Raw genomic sequence first — 17,181 nt, 5'->3', positions numbered from 1 at the left:
TAAAGCCACAAAAAACATACCAAAGACAGGTAAAACAACGCTCTATGCAAATACTCACATAATTCTCAACTAAAAACAAAAAATCCGTAATCATTTTATAATAAATGAATTACGGATTTTATATGTACTCAAGGTGGGAATCGAACCCACACTTCCGAAGAAACTGGATTTTGAATCCAGCGCGTCTACCAATTCCGCCACTTGAGCAATTTATTGGACTGCAAAAATAGAAAATTATTTCTCGCAATCAATTAAATTTAGTGGGTTTTATGCTTTTCGTAGTAAAATAATTTTCTAAATTTGAAGGAATTAAAAATCCCATTACTATACCAACTAAACATCTGATATCAAATGTCTTACAAAACTAAAGAAGCCAAATTTTTTGCTTGTACCCAAAGTACATACCTCGCAGAACAAATTGCTAAAGCCTATGGAGTTAAACTAGGAAATGTAATTACATCTACTTATAGCGATGGTGAATTTCAGCCATCTTATGAAGAATCTATTAGAGGTACACGTGTTTTTATTATAGGTTCCACACATCCTGGACCAAAGAATTTAATGGAAATGCTCTTAATGATAGATGCTGCCAAACGTGCTTCAGCAAGACATATTACTGCAGTAATGCCCTATTTTGGTTGGGCAAGACAAGATAGAAAAGACAAACCAAGAGTGCCAATTGCGGCAAAATTGGTAGCAAAAATGCTAGAAGCTGCTGGTGCAACAAGAATTATAACTATGGATTTACATGCTGATCAAATTCAAGGATTCTTTGAAAGACCAGTAGATCATCTATTCGCTTCTACAATATTTTTACCTTACTTAAAAAGTTTAAACTTAGATAACCTAACTATTGCATCTCCAGATATGGGAGGCTCTAAAAGAGCTTATGCATACTCAAAAGCTTTGGGTAGTGATGTTGTAATTTGTTATAAGCAACGTGCAAAAGCTAATGTGATATCGCACATGGAACTCATTGGTGATGTTACTGGTAAAAATGTAGTTTTAGTAGATGATATGGTAGATACTGCTGGGACTCTAACTAAAGCAGCAGATTTAATGATGGAACGTGGTGCTCTAAGTGTAAGAGCTATTTGCACACACCCTATCTTATCTGGTAATGCTTACGAAAAACTAGAAAAATCTAAACTGGAAGAATTAATTGTTACTAACTCTATCCCTTTAAAACAAGAAAGTAAAAAACTTAGAGTCCTTACTTGTGCAGATTTATTTGCTGAAGTAATGCATCACGTACATCACAATGAATCGATTAGTAATAAATTTGTAATGTAATCGAGCGGTTTTATAGTGCTGATTTTAACGCTTTAATAACTAGTGATTTTTTCTCAATTCTTGGTGAAACCCAATTCGAATAAAAAATAGCTTCAAAACACTAGTATTTTCATTTAATATTTCTAAATTTGCAGCCCTCAAAATGAGGGAATTAAATATTTATTAAACAAACATTTCAAAAATGAAATCAATTACAATTAACGGATCTCAAAGAGAAAGCGTAGGCAAAAAGTCAACTAAAGCCTTACGTAATGCTGGTCAGGTTCCTTGCGTTATATACGGAGGAGACAAGCCATTACATTTCTCAGCACCAGAACTGGCTTTTTCAAAACTCGTATACACACCTAACGCACACACAGTTGTGATTGCCTTAGATAACGGTGAAGAATACAATGCAGTAATGCAAGACATTCAATTTCACGCAGTAACAGATAGAATTTTACATGTCGATTTCTATCAAATTTTCGAAAACAAACAAATCACAATGGAAATTCCTGTAAAAACTGTAGGAGTGTCTAAAGGTGTATTAAATGGTGGTAACCTTAGGATGCCTTACCGTAAGCTAAGAGTAAAAGCTATCCCTTCAAAATTACCAGATTTTATTGAGATAGATATTACTCCTCTAAAAATTGGAAGTAAGTTCTACATCACTGAATTAGAGAATGACGATTATAAATTCTTACACCCAGACAACACTGTTGTTTGCCAAGTAAGACGTAGTAGATTAGCTATTGTTGATGAAGAAGAAGAGGAAGAAGGAGAAGAAGGAGCAACTGAAGCAGCGGAAGGAGCAACTGCCGAAGGCGGAGATGCACCAGCAGCAGAAGCAGCACAAGAATAGATAAAAACTATTTCAAATATTTAAAAAGCATTCTGTAACAGAATGCTTTTTTTATTTTTACATAAATTGTAATTATGTGGGAGATTATTAAAAATTGGTTTGGTTTTAGTAACGATACAGAATTAAAGGAAGACGTTAAAATGAAAAAATTCTTAATTGTTGGCTTAGGAAATATTGGAGAAAAATATGCCAACACCAGACATAACATAGGTTTTAAAATTTTAGATTATATCGCTAAAAATGAAGAAGCCACTTTTGAAACTCAAAAGTTAGGCGATATAACTACTGTAAAAATAAAAGGACGTTCTCTTATTCTTCTGAAGCCTAGTACTTATATGAATCTTAGTGGAAAAGCTATTAAATACTGGTTAGAAAAAGAAAAGATACCATTAGAGAATTTGCTCGTAGTCACCGATGATCTCAATCTACCTTTTGGTTCACTTCGTTTAAAAACAAAAGGAAGTGATGGTGGGCACAATGGCCTAAAAGACACTCAAGACAAATTACAAACCACAAAGTATAACCGCTTTAGGTTTGGTATTAGCGATAGTTTTGGTAAAGGGAGACAAGTAGATTATGTTCTTGGAGAATGGCATGATGAGGAGAATTCTAAATTAGAAGAACGTCTAAAGACTTCCGCAGAACTTATAAAATCTTTTGTGCTCGCTGGTGTTAATAATACAATGAATCAATTTAACGGAAAATAAAATGTAGCTTTGTTTTCAGGCAACTTTACAAATTAAAAAACAACAATACAGTTTAAATTTGAATGCAAAATCAGCAAAAGTAATCACCATTGGCACCTTCGACGGTATTCATATTGGGCATCAAAAAATATTAAAACACGTTGTTGCACTCGCCAAAGAACAAAACTATGAACCTGTAGTTTTAACGTTGTTTCCACATCCCAGAATGGTACTTCAAAAAGATGATTCTATCAAATTATTAAATACAATAGATGAGCGTATAGAACTCTTAAAGTCATTCGGTATAAAAGAGGTCATTGTAAAAAAATTTACGAAAAAATTTGCTAGCCTATCTGCCAAGGATTACGTGAAAAAAATTTTGGTTGACGAGTTAAATACTAAACAGATTGTTATCGGTTACGACCATCACTTTGGAAAAAACAGAAGCGCTAACATTAAAGATTTAAAAGAATTCGCTCAATTATATCACTTTAAAGTTGAAGAAATCTCAGCACAAGATATAGAAGACGTTACCGTAAGTTCTACTAAAATAAGGAATGCACTAAATAATGGTGAGGTTGATTTAGCAAATTCATTTTTGGGTTATAATTTCTACATCACCGGAAAAGTCATTAAAGGAAAGGGATTAGGTAGAACTATCGATTTCCCAACTGCTAATATTCATATAAAAGAGTCCTATAAATTGATTCCAAATGATGGAGTCTATGTAATAAAATCTCAACTAAAAAATAATACTGTTTTTGGAATGATGAATATCGGAACCAATCCAACAGTTAACGGAAAAACACGTTCTGTAGAAGTTCATTTTTTCGATTTTAATGAAGATATTTATAATACTGAGCTAAAGATTGAATTTTTAAAGCGTCTTCGTAGCGAACATAAATTCAAAAATCTTGAAGCTTTAAAAACACAGCTTAAAAAAGATAAAAAAGCAGCATTGGACTATATAAAATTATAGCATGAATAAATTTTTATTCAAACATATTGATAATTCTGGTCTTATAATCTTTAGAATTGTTTTTGGATTATTGTGCTTTTTAGAGTCTTTTGGAGCCATACTTACGGGTTGGGTAAAACGCACATTATTAGAACCTCAATTTACATTTTCCTTTATTGGTTTTGAATGGTTACAACCACTTCCTGATAGTTGGATGTATGCTTATTATATACTTATGTCGATTTTTGGTTTGCTGATAATGGTAGGCTATAAATACAGATTTAGTATGTTGATGTTCGCCATGATGTGGACAGCCACTTACTTAATGCAAAAATCATCGTATAATAACCACTACTATTTACTCGCTCTTTTGAGTTTTATAATGGTCTTATTACCAGCAAATCGTTATGCTTCTGTCGATGTTAAGCTCAATCCTTTGTTAAAGAAGATATCCATGCCGAGTTGGTGCAAGTGGATTTTTGTAGTACAATTATTTATCCTTTACACATATGCATCGATTGCAAAATTTTATCCAGACTGGCTAAATGCTTCTGTCCCTGAATTATTAATGAAAGGCAAGGCAAGTCTTCCTGTAATAGGTAGTTTATTACAACATTCAACAGTTCATTATATTATTGCTTATGGAGGTATTTTGTTTGATGGTTTAATAATTCCATTACTATTATTTAAACCGACTCGCAAGTACGCGTTCTTTGCTTCTATCTTCTTTCATCTTTTTAATTCTGTCGTATTTCAGATAGGTATATTTCCCTATTTGTCTTTAGCATTTAGCCTATTCTTTTTTGAGCCTAAAACCATTCGAAATATGTTCTTAAAAGGAAAGCCATTTTACAATTCTGATGAAATTATTATACCTAAATATAATACTATATTGATTTCTCTACTCTCAGTCTATTTTCTAATTCAAGTAGCGCTTCCACTCCGTCACCATTTTTTTAAAGATAATGTCCTTTGGACCGAAGAAGGTCATAGATTGTCTTGGCGAATGATGTTACGCGCCAAAAGTGGCAGAATTAAATATTCTGTAATTGATGCCAATACCAATAACAACATACCTATTAAATTAAATGATTATTTAACTAAAAAACAGCAACGTAGTGCGACTACAAAACCAGATGTTATATGGCAATTTGCACAACACTTAAAACAAGATTTTGCAAAAAAAGGAGTGGCTGTCAAAGTCTATGTGAAATCCTATGTGAGTGTAAATGGAAAGCCTTCAAAACAACTCATTGATCCAAAAGTTGATATCGCAAATGAGGAGTGGTATCATTTTAAACATCACGATTGGATATTACCCTCAAAATAGACTTCTTTTTATTTTTATCTGGTTATTCTTCTTTATACTTTTGTAGCTTGTTTCTATTGTGTCAATAGCCGTAGAACTTAAAGTTACAGATATGTTACAAGTTGCATTCATAAGGGAAAATAAAGAAGACATCATTGCACGTTTAGCAAAGCGAAATATCGATGCTACCGAAATGCTTAATAATGCCATTGCGTTGGACGAAGATCGCAAAGCACTTCAAACTAAGTTAGACAATAAAAAAGCAGAGTCTAATAGCATATCTAAAGAAATTGGTAACTTATTTAAGTCTGGTGAAACTCAAAAAGCAAATCTTTTAAAAGAGAAAACTATCCAACTAAAGGAGATTACAAAAACTTTAGAGCAAGAATTAAATGATAAGGTTAATATATTAACTGAGTTATTATACAAAATTCCTAATGTACCTCATAAGTCTGTACCTAAAGGGGGCTCAGAGGAAGATAATGAAGAAATCTTCAAAGAGGGTGAAATTCCTGCGTTGCATAGTGAAGCTCAACCACATTGGGAGCTCGCAAAAAAATACGATATCATTGATTTTGAATTGGGTAATAAAATCACTGGAGCTGGCTTTCCTGTTTACAAAGGAAAAGGTGCTAGATTACAACGTGCATTGATTGCTTATTTTTTAGATAAAAATACTGAAGCTGGTTATACCGAATATCAATTACCACACTTAGTGAATGCAGCATCTTGCTATGGTACTGGACAATTGCCAGATAAAGATGGGCAAATGTATCATGATTCTCGTGACGATTTGTATTTAATTCCAACGGCAGAAGTACCAGGTACAAATGTATTTAGAGATGAATTGCTAAATGAAACTGACTTACCTATTGGTATTACAGGCTATACACCGTGTTTTAGACGTGAAGCTGGGAGTTATGGCGCGCATGTAAGAGGATTAAATAGATTACATCAATTTGATAAGGTGGAAATCATCCGGGTTGAACATCCGAATAATTCATACAAAGCTTTCGATGGCATGATTGAACATATTAAAGCTATTTTACGAGAACTTAAATTACCATTTAGGATCTTAAAATTATGTGGAGGTGATACTACATTTGCTTCTGCATTGACTTATGATTTTGAAGTTTTTTCAACAGCTCAAGACCGTTGGCTAGAAATTTCTTCGGTATCTAATTTTGAAGCTTTTCAAGCCAATCGTTTAAAATTACGTTTCAAAAATAGTGATGGTAAAAATGAATTATGCCACACATTAAATGGAAGCTCTTTAGCTCTACCTAGAGTTTTAGCCGGAATATTAGAAAATTATCAGACTGAAAACGGTATAAAAATTCCTGAAGTTTTAGTGCCTTATACTGGTTTCGACATCATATCTTAATATTATATTTAAGTATGACTTTCTCTGTTTTGTTAAAAAAATAGGCTTTTTGTCGATTTTTTATGTATTTCTTCGTTTAATTTGATTATTTTTATCAAGTTAGCAATCCCAATCAACGGATTAGCCTAACTATGAAGAATTTAAAACGAATTGTATTACTTGTTTCATTAATTGTTATGGTAAGCAAAGTCTTATTTTAACAGTTAAATTAGAAATAGTAAAATAAATAAAACCTAGACAGAATAACTGAATCATATTTTAACAAATAATGGTTAATAGCACATTTATTTTGCTGGTCAAAATGCCTAAACGGAGAGTTTAGGCATTTTTTTATAAAAACATTTACAATATCTAGTATGCGCATTTGTTATATTTACACAAAAGACAAACATGCAACAGCGATTTTTCATTTTACTTTTAATTATTGGATGGTTTTCTTGCTTGGCACAAAACAATGTAGCTCAAGGAGAAAGTTATTACAAAAAAGGTGAATTTGAAAAAGCACTTATCATATACCAAAACTTAAATAAAGAAAAACCTTATCACTACGAGTACTTCTATAAATTAATTGCAATACATCAACAGTTAGAGCAATTAGATGAAGCCGAGAATATACTTATTCAACGTTTAGAAAAAAGACGAAATCCGACTTTAATTATTGAATTAGGGTATAATTTTCAACTTAAGGATAGTTTAAAAAAAGCTAATATATTATATGAAGAAGCTATTTCATATGTAGATAAAAAACCCAATTACATTTACAGTATTGCCAAAAAATTTGAAGACCATTCTCTGTTAGAACAGGCTATTCGTGTTTACGATAAAGGCAAATTATTGACTCCTGACAAAAATTATAGTATCCAATTAGCACGTATTTACGGTGATCAAGGCAATGTTGAAAAAATGTTTGCTAACTATATTGAATATATTGCTTACAAACCAAATTACCTCAACAATATTAAACGTGCCATTAGCGATTTTATCTCAGAAAATAGCTCTAATGAAAACAACACGTATTTGAGACGATCACTTTTAAAAAAAATACAGCAAGAACCAAACCCGTATTGGTACGAAATGCTAAGTTGGTTGTACGTGCAAGAAAAAGCATATAATAAATCGTTCATCCAAGAAAAGGCGCTTTACAAACGTAATCCCGAAAGCTTAGATCGTATTATAGAATTGGCTGTTACCGCACACACTGATAATGATGATGAAACTGCAAAAAACATCTTTAATTACATCATCGATACCACTCAAGATGCTGACACAGTTCTAACGGCACATCAATATATACTAGAAATAGATACTAAAAATGCAGATGAAAAAGAATTGAAGCGCATAGATGAAAGCTATAAAAAGCTATTTAATGAATTTGGTAAGTCTAGGTTGACCTTACCTCTACAATTAGCCTATGGTGAGTTTTTAGCCTTTTATAAAAAAGATACTGATAGTGCTACGAGCTTTTTAAGACAAAGTATGAAGCTAAATATCTCTAACTTTCAAGAAGCCAAAGTAAAGCTACTATTGGCTGATATTTTAGTGCTTCAAGAAAAGTTTAACGAAGCCTTAATTTTCTATTCTCAAATCCAAGCAGAACTAAAAAATAGTACGATTGCACAAGAAGCAAGATTTAAAGTTGCTAAAACAAGTTATTATAAAGGCGATTTTGATTGGGCAGAATCTCAACTTAAAATTTTAAAATCTTCAACATCTCAACTCATAGCCAATGATGCTTTAGATTTAAAACTATTAATCTCAGATAATAAATTTGAAGACAGTACACAAACTGCCTTAAAATACTATGCCAAAGCAGATTTGTATGCTTTTCAAAATAAAACTGATGAAGCCATTTCACTTTTAGACACCATTTTAGTAGAGCACAAAGGCGAAAGTATAACAGACCAAGCGTTGTATCAACAAGCAAAACTCTTCAAAAAGAAATTACAATACAATAAAGCAGAAGCTAATTATCTTGAAATTATTGAAGATTACAAAGAAGATATTTTAGCAGACGATGCACACTACTACTTAGCAGAGCTCTACTACACACATTTGGCTAAGCCAGAAGAAGCCAAACAACTCTATGAGAAAATCATTTTTGAGTTTGAAGATAGTATCTATTTTATTGAAGCTCGGAAGAAGTTTAGGATGCTTAGAGGTGACACAATCAATTAGTTATTCTTACATGAAAGTTTTTTATTACATAACATTTATTTCACTGTTTTTAATTTGTAGTTCCTTTCAGATAACTCAATTTAAATCCAAAGACTTTTTGTTTCAAAAATGGGTGTATGAAGATTTTGAAAATAATACTATGATTTTAAAAAGTAAACGAAATTATAAAAGAGATAAGTTTGGTATTGAATTTAGTGAAAATGGTACTCTTGAGCGTAAACAAAATGCAAATTGGTGCGGAACAGGACAAATTGAATTCGAAATAGTTTCAGGAACTTGGAAACATATTTCTGAATCAGACCTAGAAATAAAATATAAAGATTGGAGAGGATCAGTTATTGACACACTTCAAATAGTCCAGCTAACAAAGTCTAAGTTAGCTTTAAAAATTATTTCAAATTAAAATTTAGTAAATGATCATATATAACGTCACTGTAAATGTCGATAAAACCATAAATAAAGAATGGCTAATTTGGATAAAAGAGCACATTCCAGAAGTATTAGCCACTGGTAAATTTAAAGAAGCTAAATTGACCAAAGTATTGGTGACTGATGACGAAACAGACACCTACTCTATTCAATACAGAGCACATTCTAGAGAAGCATTAGATGCCTATTATGCAGAAGATGCAGAACGACTAAGAGGTGATGGTTTAAAACGCTGGGCAGATAAATCTCTAGCCTTTAGAACAGAACTAGAAATTATAGATGAATATTCTGTTAATTTCAATTAAGTTGCATTAATGACGAACAAAGACATTATCTATAAACACAGAATGAAAGTAAAATATACTAGTATTATTCTACTTCTAGTTGGTATTGCTATTGCCTATTTTTATTATGGTACAGAACCTCACGAAACCATAGGTGGATTTCTTTGTGGTCTTGGATTTGGCTTATTCCTTATTTATATAGCTATCAAACAACCTAAAAAAATTAAATAAGCTGTGGCTAACCATAACCAAGTAAAAGCAAAAAAACATCTAGGTCAGCATTTCTTAACTGACGAATCTATTGCTCAAGATATCGCAGATAGTCTGTCTCTTGAAGGTTACAATGACGTTTTAGAAATTGGTCCAGGAATGGGAGTGCTAACCAAGTACTTACTTAAAAAAGACACGACTACTCACGTCATAGAAATCGATACCGAATCTGTTGATTATCTAAAAAACAATTACCTCAACCTTGCAGATCGTATTATAGAACAAGACTTTTTAAAATACGATTTAAATCTTGTTTTCGAGGACAAGCCATTCGCAATAATTGGTAATTTTCCATATAATATTTCTTCTCAAATATTATTTAAAACTTTAGAATTACGCCTTCAAATTCCTGAGTTTTCAGGTATGTTTCAAAAAGAAGTGGCAAAACGCATTTGTTCTAAAGAAGGTTCAAAAGTTTATGGAATTTTGTCTGTATTAACGCAAGCATTTTATGATGCAGAATATCTTTTTACGGTTCCTCCAACCGTTTTTAACCCACCACCAAAGGTAGATTCTGGAGTATTATTACTAAAAAGAAAGGCCGACTTTATATTACCTTGCGATGAAAAACTATTCTTTAGAGTTGTAAAAACAGGATTTCAACAACGTAGAAAAACATTGCGTAATAGTTTAAAAACTTTCAATCTGTCGAATAATTTAAAAGCAAATACTATATTTGGGCAGCGACCAGAGCAATTAAGTGTTTCACAATTTATTGTGCTGACGTCGTTGATTGAAAATGACATCAACTAAATAATCGTCATTGCGAGTACAAAGGACGTGGTAATATTATCAAATATTTATTGTTTGATTAAACAGATTGCGTCACTACTTTCACAATGATGGAAAGAATGACGTGGAAGAAATCCAAGAAAACATACAATTTCAGCTTACGAATGAGCTTATTGAAAAGGTAGAAATCTTTGTTGAAGATGAAAATGACAAAGACCTCAAAGCCCTTTTAAGTGAGTATCACTACGCTGATATTGCCGAAATTCTTGATGAATTAGATTCAGAGGATGCGGTTTATGTCATCAAACTTTTAGATTCGGATACGACTTCTGATATACTTACAGAGCTCGATGAGGACAATCGAGAAAAAATACTTCAAAACTTATCAGCCAAGGAAATTGCCGAAGAGGTTGAAGAATTAGATACCGATGATGCTGCAGATATTATTGCAGAACTTCCAGAAGAACGACAAGAAGCTGTAATCTCTCAAATAGAAGATGAGGAACATAAAGCCGAGATCCAAGAACTTCTTGCTTATGCTGACAATACTGCCGGCAGCCTTATGGCAAAAGAACTTGTTAAAGTTTATGAAACTTGGACTGTTGCTGGTTGTTTAAGACGTATTAGAGGCCAGGCAAAAGAAGTAACACGTGTACATTCTATCTATGTAGTTAACAAGGAAGAAAAGCTAATAGGTCGTCTCTCTCTTAAAGATTTAATCGTTGCCAAAAGCGATCAAAAAATTGCAGATATTGCTAAAGATAATGTGGATTTTGTTCATGTAAATGATGATGATGAGGATGTTGCTAAAGTGATGGCTAAGTATGATTTAGAAGCCATTCCTGTGGTTGATGATAAGCAGACACTTTTAGGAAGAATTACCATTGATGATATTGTCGATGTATTAAAAGATGAAGCGGAAAAAGATTACCAATTAGCTGCAGGTATTACACAAGATGTCGAAGCAGATGATAGTATCATAGAACTCACTAGAGCAAGACTACCTTGGTTATTTTTAGGACTGATTGGTGGTGTGGGCGCTTTTATTATTATGGAAGGTTTTCAAGAATCCTTTAGTAAATACGCTGTTTTATTCTTCTTTACGCCTTTAATTGCTGCAATGGCAGGAAATGTTGGTGTGCAGTCTAGTGCAATTATTGTTCAAGGTTTGGCAAATGACGATGTAAAAGGAAGTATCAATAGTAGATTAATAAAAGAAATGTTGCTCGCTGCACTTAATGGAACCATTTTGGCCTTATTCCTGTTTCTATTCGTTTGGATAACCAAAGGAGATTTTTATACTGCGCTTGCAATTTCAGTATCACTAATTGCAGTTATCATTGTTGCAGGTTTAATCGGGACTTTTGTTCCTTTATTTTTAGATAAAAGAGGTATTGATCCAGCCATTGCGACAGGTCCTTTTATTACAACAAGTAACGATATTTTTGGGATTCTTATTTACTTCTGGATTGCAAAATTGATTTTAGGTATTTAATCTTTCACGACAAGTTTGTTATGCTCAACTTGTTTCAACATCTCATTATTTATACTTTTAAGCTATGAAAGCAATAAACATTAAAGACAAACACACCTTATTCTCAAAGCAATGGCATCCGCATCGCATCGCAACAGTAGATGATATGCAAGTCATTTTGGCTAAAATTAAAGGTGAATTTGTATGGCATAGCCATGACGATGAAGACGAATTGTTTCAAGTTGTAAAAGGTACTTTATATATGCAATTTAGAGACAGAACCGAAGTTGTTAAGGAAGGAGAACTCATTGTGGTACCAAAAGGAGTAGAACATAATCCATCAACCAAAGACGGTGAAGAAGTGCATCTTTTGCTATTCGAAAAACTTAATACAGCACATACTGGTAATGTAAAAGATGAAATGACACAAACAGAATATCCTTGGATATAAATTTCAGTATAATAATAACTATGAATGTTCTACACATAGATTCAAACCATCCATTACTCATAAATCAACTCAACGATTTGGGCTTTACTAATCATGAAGATTATTCAGCTTCTAAAGAAGAGATTGAAGCAAAAATAGCAGAGTATGATGGTTTAATTATTCGCAGTCGTTTTACAATTGATCAACAATTTTTAGATGCAGCCAAAAACCTAAAATTTATAGGACGCGTTGGTGCCGGTTTAGAAAATATAGATTGCGATTATGCTAAAGGAAAAGGTATTATATTGTTCAACGCACCAGAAGGCAACAGAAATGCTGTTGGAGAACACACTTTAGGAATGCTCTTATCCTTATTTAATAAACTCAACAAATCTGATAAAGAAGTAAGACAAGGTAAATGGTTACGAGAAGCCAATCGCGGATTAGAACTTCATGGAAAAACCGTTGGGCTTATTGGTTATGGCAATATGGGAAAGGCCTTTGCAAAAAAACTTAGAGGTTTTGATGTTGAAATAATATGTTATGACATTAAACCTAATGTTGGAGATGATAATGCTAAGCAAGTATCGCTAGAAATACTTCGAGAAAAAGCAGATGTTTTGAGTTTACATACACCACAAACCCCATTAACATTAAATATGGTGAATGCTGAATTCATCAATAAATTCAAAAAACCATTTTGGTTCATTAATACAGCTCGTGGTAAAAGCGTGGTGACTGAAGATTTAGTAAGTGCATTAGATGCTGGTAAAATTTTAGGTGCAGGACTCGATGTTTTAGAATACGAAAAATCTTCATTCGAAAATTTATTCAAAGTAGATGAGCCAAAATTTAGATGGATGCGAAAGAGTAAAAAAACAAATTTACCTGAAGCATTTCAGTATCTAATTCAAGCAGATAATGTATTACTCACTCCTCACATTGCTGGCTGGACAGTAGAAAGCAATGTTAAACTCGCACAAACTATTGTAGATAAAATAAAAGCAAATTTTTGCTAATTTTATACAATGAAGAAAACCGTTCTTGTTTTTGGATTGCTCATTTTAGCATTATTGCTATTGTTTCAGTTTAGTAAATACACATTAATTAGTGGCGATTTACAAATTGAATACCTTATGGCTTTTGTTGCGATAGCTTTTTTAGCTATTGGGTTATTCATTAATAAAAGGACACAAAAACAGTTGCCTATTTCTAAAAGTGAAATAGATTTAAAAAAAATTGAAGAATTAGGCTTAAGCAAAAGAGAATATGAAGTCTTAAAAGAAGTTGCACTCGGCTTATCTAATAATGAAATAGCAGAAAAATTATTTGTATCAGAAAGCACTATAAAAACACATGTCTCAAACCTTTTGGTGAAGCTAAATGCCAAACGACGAACGCAAGCTATTCAAATTTCAAAAAATCTAAATATTATTTAATTCCATAGCTTTACAACTAAAGTATGATTGATTTGGTACTTTAGTATGAGTTCCCAACATCTGCTTCTTCCTACTTTTGGTCCACTAATCAATACATAAAATAAAAAATGAAAAACACAGTAATTAAGTACGGACTTTTTGCATTACTAAGTGGGTTTGTATTATTTGGATTGCCTTTCTTATTTGGAATGGGAGTAGATTTTGATTATGGTGAACTTATAGGATACACCTCAATGGTAATCTCCTTATTATTTGTTTATTTCGGAATCAAACATTATCGAGATAAAGTGAACGAAGGAAAAGTATCTTTAGGAAAAGCTATAGGAATAGGTATGCTTATAGCATTATTCTCGGCCACTGGTGTTGCATTTTTTGACTACATCTACACTACTCAAATAAACCCTGATTTTGCAAATGACTATTTAGAGTATTCCATAAAAAAGATGGAAGTTACCTTATCGCCAGAGGAACTTAAGATTAAAAGTGCTGAACTAACACAACAAATGAAAGATTATGGCAGTCCTGGCTTTATGGCTTTTATGATGTTTGCTACAGTACTAATTCTAGGTTTTATTATATCTTTAATATCAGGATTAATCCTTCAACGCAAATAAAAATTAAATCAATCTAACTATGCAATATAAAGCATCTTCCCCAGACGATTATATAAGTCAAGTTCCTGAAGAACGTAAAGACACATTAAAAAAATTACGAAAAGTAATAAATGATAATTTACCTAAAGATTTTGAAGAAGGTATTCAATATGGTATGATTGGTTATTATGTCCCACATTCTGTTTATCCAGATGGTTATCATTGTGATCCCAAAACACCTTTACCATTTATGAGTTTTGCATCTCAAAAGAATTCTGTGAATTTATACCATAGTGGCATCTACGCAAACCCAGAATTACATGAGTGGTTTGTTACAGAATATCCAAAACATTGCAAACGCAAATTAGATATGGGTAAAAGCTGTATTCGATTCAAAAAAATGGATGAAATTCCGTTTGAATTAATCGGTGAGCTTACAAGAAAAATGACTTGTGATGAATGGATAGATATTTACGAAACAGCTTTAAAGAAAAAATAAAATGAAAAAACGAGTAACAGGAATAGGTGGTCTTTTCTTTAAAACCAAAGATCCAAAAGCATCAAAAGATTGGTATAAAAAACACTTAGGTTTTAATACAGACGATTACGGCTGCACCTTTTGGTGGAAAGACAAAGAAGGCAAAGATTGCTCTACGCAATGGAGTCCTTTTGCGGAAGACACTAAATACTATGAGCCTTCAAAAAAAGACTTTATGTTTAACTACAGGGTTGAAAATTTAGAGGAATTATTAGACACTTTAAAAGAAGAAGGAGTAACTATTATAGGAGAAATGGAATCGTATGACTATGGTAAATTTGGTTGGATACTCGATAACGATGGAAATAAAATAGAGTTATGGGAACCTATTGATAAAGCATTTTTGTAAACTTACTTATTAAAAAAAGCTTTTGTCTTATATAGAAATTCTTCAATCCTATAATTTAACTGCATTGCAATGGACGGCCATTGGTTTTGCAGTTTTTTTGTTGGGTTTATCTAAATCCGGAATCAAAGGGATTAGTATTATTATTGTAGTCATACTTGCCTTTGTTTTTGGAGAGAAGGCATCTACAGGTATTTTGCTTCCCATGTTAATATGTGCAGATATTTTAGCTGTTATATATTACAATAGGCACGCAGATTGGGGAATTATTAAAAGGCTAATACCATGGATGATTGTAGGTGTTCTGGTTGGTGTATGGGTTGGGAATGATATATCTGAAATTATCTTTAAAAGGCTAATGGCTATAATAATAATTGTTTCCGTTATTATTATGTTTTATATAGAAAAACAAAAATCTAATGGTATACCTAAAAACAAGTTGTTTGCAACAGGTATGGGGTTTTTAACTGGCTTTACAACAATGATTGGCAATTTAGCTGGTCCTATTTCTAACGTTTATTTTCTAGCCATACGTTTTCCTAAGAATGAATTTATTGGAACAGCTGCTTGGTTATTTTTCATCATAAATGTATTTAAACTCCCTTTTCATATTTTTATTTGGAAAACAGTTACACGAGAATCTTTGGTTTTGAATTCAGTGTTAATTCCCGCTGTTGTTGCAGGGTTTTTATTAGGTACATATATCGTTAGGCTAATTTCTAATGTTAATTATAGGCGCTTCATTTTAATAGTTACTGCATTGGGTGGAGTTATTATGTTGTTTAGATAAATATTTAATGTGCCTGAATTTTAGAATTGGGATAGGATTATTTGTTAACTTTAAACTCTAACTTAAATTAACTAATAAAATGTCTGAAGAAAACAAAAATTTAGAAGATAACACTACTAACGAATTAGACCAAGCTAAAGATGCTGTTAATGAAAATACAGACGCAATTGCTGACGAGGTTAATGATCTAAAAGAAAATGCAACTGAAGCATTTGACTCGGCTAAAGAAAAAGCGAGCGAATTAGCAAATGACGCTAAAGAAGCACTTAGTAATGTGAAAGAAAAAGCAACTGAGTTCATTAACGAAGATGCCAAAGAAATGATGAGTAATGCGAAAGAAAAAGCATCTGAATTTGCTGATGAAGCTAGCGAAAAACTCAGTGAATTTAAAGATGTAGCCAAAGAGAAAGCTGCCGATTTAGCTGAAGACGCTAAAGAAACTTATGAAGAAGCAAAAGTAAAGGCTAAAGAATTTGCTAGTGACGCAGGAGAAAAAATAAGCGAGTTTGCTGATGTAGCGGAAGATAAATTAGAGGATTTAGCCGAAGATGCAAAGGAGACTTACACAGAAGCTAAAAAGAAAACCAAAGGTTTTTTTAGCAGACTATTCGGAAGCAAATAAATAACTAGAGCATTTTTTATTAACTTTATAATCTAACCAAAACAATAAAATTATGTCAGACGATAATAAAAATTTAAGTGACGATCTAGATGATATGCTAGATGATGCAAAAGACGGTGCGAAAAAAGCTGGAGAAAAAATAAGTCAAAAAACAAGCGAGTTAGCAGATGATGCTAAGGAATTGGCTAGTGATGCTAAAGAAAAAGCTGCTGAGTTTGCCGATGACGCAAAAAAAGCAGCAAGCGAATTTGCGGATGATGCAAAAGAAGTATTTAGTGATGGTAAAAATGTTGCTATTATTGCTCATATCACTTTTATTGGATGGATAATAGCCATAGTAATGAATAGTAGCAATAAGACTGAACTTGGTTCTTTTTATATAAGACAGATGCTAGGTCTTATTCTTGTTAGTGTAGTAACTTCATTCATTCCTATAGTAAATTTTGTGGCTTGGATACCTCTTCTAGTGGCTTGGGTTATGAGCCTTATAAGTGCTTTAGGTGGTGAAATGAAACCTACTTGGTTGCTTGGTAATCAGTTTCAGGATTGGTTTAAAGGTATTTAGAATAGTAAAACATTATTATATTT

General features: G+C 32.4%; 21 protein-coding genes and 1 tRNA gene. 21 read left to right on the top strand and 1 reads right to left on the bottom strand.

The genetic code is table 11. The annotated features are described in order from the left end of the window. Positions 1–125: 125 nt before the first annotated feature. Positions 126–207 (bottom strand) — tRNA-Leu (locus tag Q0822_RS06960). Between the two features lie 144 nt (positions 208–351). Between Q0822_RS06960 and Q0822_RS06955 the strand changes: the two genes are divergently transcribed. From Q0822_RS06955 to Q0822_RS06855, 21 genes are all read left to right on the top strand, one after another. After that, positions 352–1,293, top strand: a complete 942-nt coding sequence (locus tag Q0822_RS06955) for a ribose-phosphate pyrophosphokinase (protein WP_299121842.1) — start codon at positions 352–354, stop codon at positions 1,291–1,293. Between the two features lie 181 nt (positions 1,294–1,474). After that, entirely contained in the window at positions 1,475–2,134 is a 660-nt protein-coding gene (locus Q0822_RS06950) for a 50S ribosomal protein L25/general stress protein Ctc (RefSeq protein WP_299121840.1), read from the top strand. Between the two features lie 74 nt (positions 2,135–2,208). Further along, entirely contained in the window at positions 2,209–2,841 is a 633-nt protein-coding gene (pth, locus tag Q0822_RS06945; protein ID WP_299121838.1) for an aminoacyl-tRNA hydrolase, read from the top strand. A 31-nt stretch (positions 2,842–2,872) separates the two neighbouring features. Beyond that, positions 2,873–3,799 (top strand): bifunctional riboflavin kinase/FAD synthetase, encoded by a 927-nt coding sequence (locus tag Q0822_RS06940; RefSeq protein WP_299122270.1) that lies wholly within the window; start codon positions 2,873–2,875, stop codon positions 3,797–3,799. Position 3,800: 1 nt separating this feature from the next. After that, the gene (locus Q0822_RS06935; RefSeq protein ID WP_299121836.1) at positions 3,801–5,108 is read left to right on the top strand and encodes an HTTM domain-containing protein; all 1,308 of its coding nucleotides are present in this window, start codon (positions 3,801–3,803) and stop codon (positions 5,106–5,108) included. A gap of 91 nt (positions 5,109–5,199) precedes the next feature. Then, positions 5,200–6,471 carry a serine--tRNA ligase gene (serS, locus tag Q0822_RS06930; RefSeq protein ID WP_299122268.1) on the top strand — a complete coding sequence of 424 codons (1,272 nt, stop codon included), beginning with the start codon at positions 5,200–5,202 and terminating at the stop codon, positions 6,469–6,471. A 390-nt stretch (positions 6,472–6,861) separates the two neighbouring features. After that, a complete protein-coding gene (locus Q0822_RS06925; RefSeq protein ID WP_299121834.1) occupies positions 6,862–8,646 on the top strand; it encodes a tetratricopeptide repeat protein in 1,785 nt (594 codons plus the stop codon). Between the two features lie 10 nt (positions 8,647–8,656). Then, entirely contained in the window at positions 8,657–9,049 is a 393-nt protein-coding gene (locus Q0822_RS06920) for a hypothetical protein (protein ID WP_299121832.1), read from the top strand. Between the two features lie 10 nt (positions 9,050–9,059). Further along, a complete protein-coding gene (locus Q0822_RS06915; RefSeq protein WP_299121829.1) occupies positions 9,060–9,380 on the top strand; it encodes a DUF4286 family protein in 321 nt (106 codons plus the stop codon). Positions 9,381–9,389: 9 nt separating this feature from the next. Beyond that, positions 9,390–9,590 (top strand): hypothetical protein, encoded by a 201-nt coding sequence (locus Q0822_RS06910; RefSeq protein WP_299121826.1) that lies wholly within the window; start codon positions 9,390–9,392, stop codon positions 9,588–9,590. A 3-nt stretch (positions 9,591–9,593) separates the two neighbouring features. After that, positions 9,594–10,382, top strand: coding sequence for a 16S rRNA (adenine(1518)-N(6)/adenine(1519)-N(6))-dimethyltransferase RsmA (gene rsmA / locus Q0822_RS06905; RefSeq protein WP_299121825.1), 789 nt, complete (start codon positions 9,594–9,596; stop codon positions 10,380–10,382). 103 nt (positions 10,383–10,485) lie between these two features. After that, a complete protein-coding gene (gene mgtE / locus Q0822_RS06900) occupies positions 10,486–11,856 on the top strand; it encodes a magnesium transporter (protein WP_299122267.1) in 1,371 nt (456 codons plus the stop codon). Positions 11,857–11,920: 64 nt separating this feature from the next. After that, positions 11,921–12,286: a cupin domain-containing protein gene (locus Q0822_RS06895; protein ID WP_299121823.1), complete on the top strand. Its 366-nt coding sequence runs from the start codon at positions 11,921–11,923 to the stop codon at positions 12,284–12,286. 20 nt (positions 12,287–12,306) lie between these two features. Beyond that, positions 12,307–13,284: a 2-hydroxyacid dehydrogenase gene (locus Q0822_RS06890; RefSeq protein ID WP_299121817.1), complete on the top strand. Its 978-nt coding sequence runs from the start codon at positions 12,307–12,309 to the stop codon at positions 13,282–13,284. 9 nt (positions 13,285–13,293) lie between these two features. Further along, the gene (locus Q0822_RS06885) at positions 13,294–13,704 is read left to right on the top strand and encodes a response regulator transcription factor (protein ID WP_299121815.1); all 411 of its coding nucleotides are present in this window, start codon (positions 13,294–13,296) and stop codon (positions 13,702–13,704) included. Positions 13,705–13,811: 107 nt separating this feature from the next. After that, complete coding sequence (locus Q0822_RS06880) at positions 13,812–14,318, top strand: DUF4199 domain-containing protein (protein ID WP_299121814.1); 507 nt, start codon at positions 13,812–13,814, stop codon at positions 14,316–14,318. A 19-nt stretch (positions 14,319–14,337) separates the two neighbouring features. Then, positions 14,338–14,796: a DUF1801 domain-containing protein gene (locus tag Q0822_RS06875; protein WP_299121811.1), complete on the top strand. Its 459-nt coding sequence runs from the start codon at positions 14,338–14,340 to the stop codon at positions 14,794–14,796. 1 nt (position 14,797) lies between these two features. Next, positions 14,798–15,184 carry a VOC family protein gene (locus Q0822_RS06870; RefSeq protein WP_299121808.1) on the top strand — a complete coding sequence of 129 codons (387 nt, stop codon included), beginning with the start codon at positions 14,798–14,800 and terminating at the stop codon, positions 15,182–15,184. 22 nt (positions 15,185–15,206) lie between these two features. Beyond that, on the top strand, positions 15,207–15,971 hold the full coding sequence (locus tag Q0822_RS06865) for a sulfite exporter TauE/SafE family protein (protein ID WP_299121807.1): 765 nt from the start codon (positions 15,207–15,209) through the stop codon (positions 15,969–15,971). Positions 15,972–16,050: 79 nt separating this feature from the next. After that, on the top strand, positions 16,051–16,593 hold the full coding sequence (locus Q0822_RS06860) for a hypothetical protein (protein WP_299121806.1): 543 nt from the start codon (positions 16,051–16,053) through the stop codon (positions 16,591–16,593). A gap of 52 nt (positions 16,594–16,645) precedes the next feature. After that, entirely contained in the window at positions 16,646–17,158 is a 513-nt protein-coding gene (locus tag Q0822_RS06855; protein WP_299121804.1) for a YtxH domain-containing protein, read from the top strand. The last annotated feature ends 23 nt before the right edge of the window (positions 17,159–17,181 follow it).

The sequence above is a fragment of the uncultured Winogradskyella sp. genome (assembly GCF_947496485.1).
Classification (GTDB): Bacteria; Bacteroidota; Bacteroidia; order Flavobacteriales; family Flavobacteriaceae; genus Winogradskyella.
This window is presented reverse-complemented; position numbering and strand designations above follow the sequence as displayed.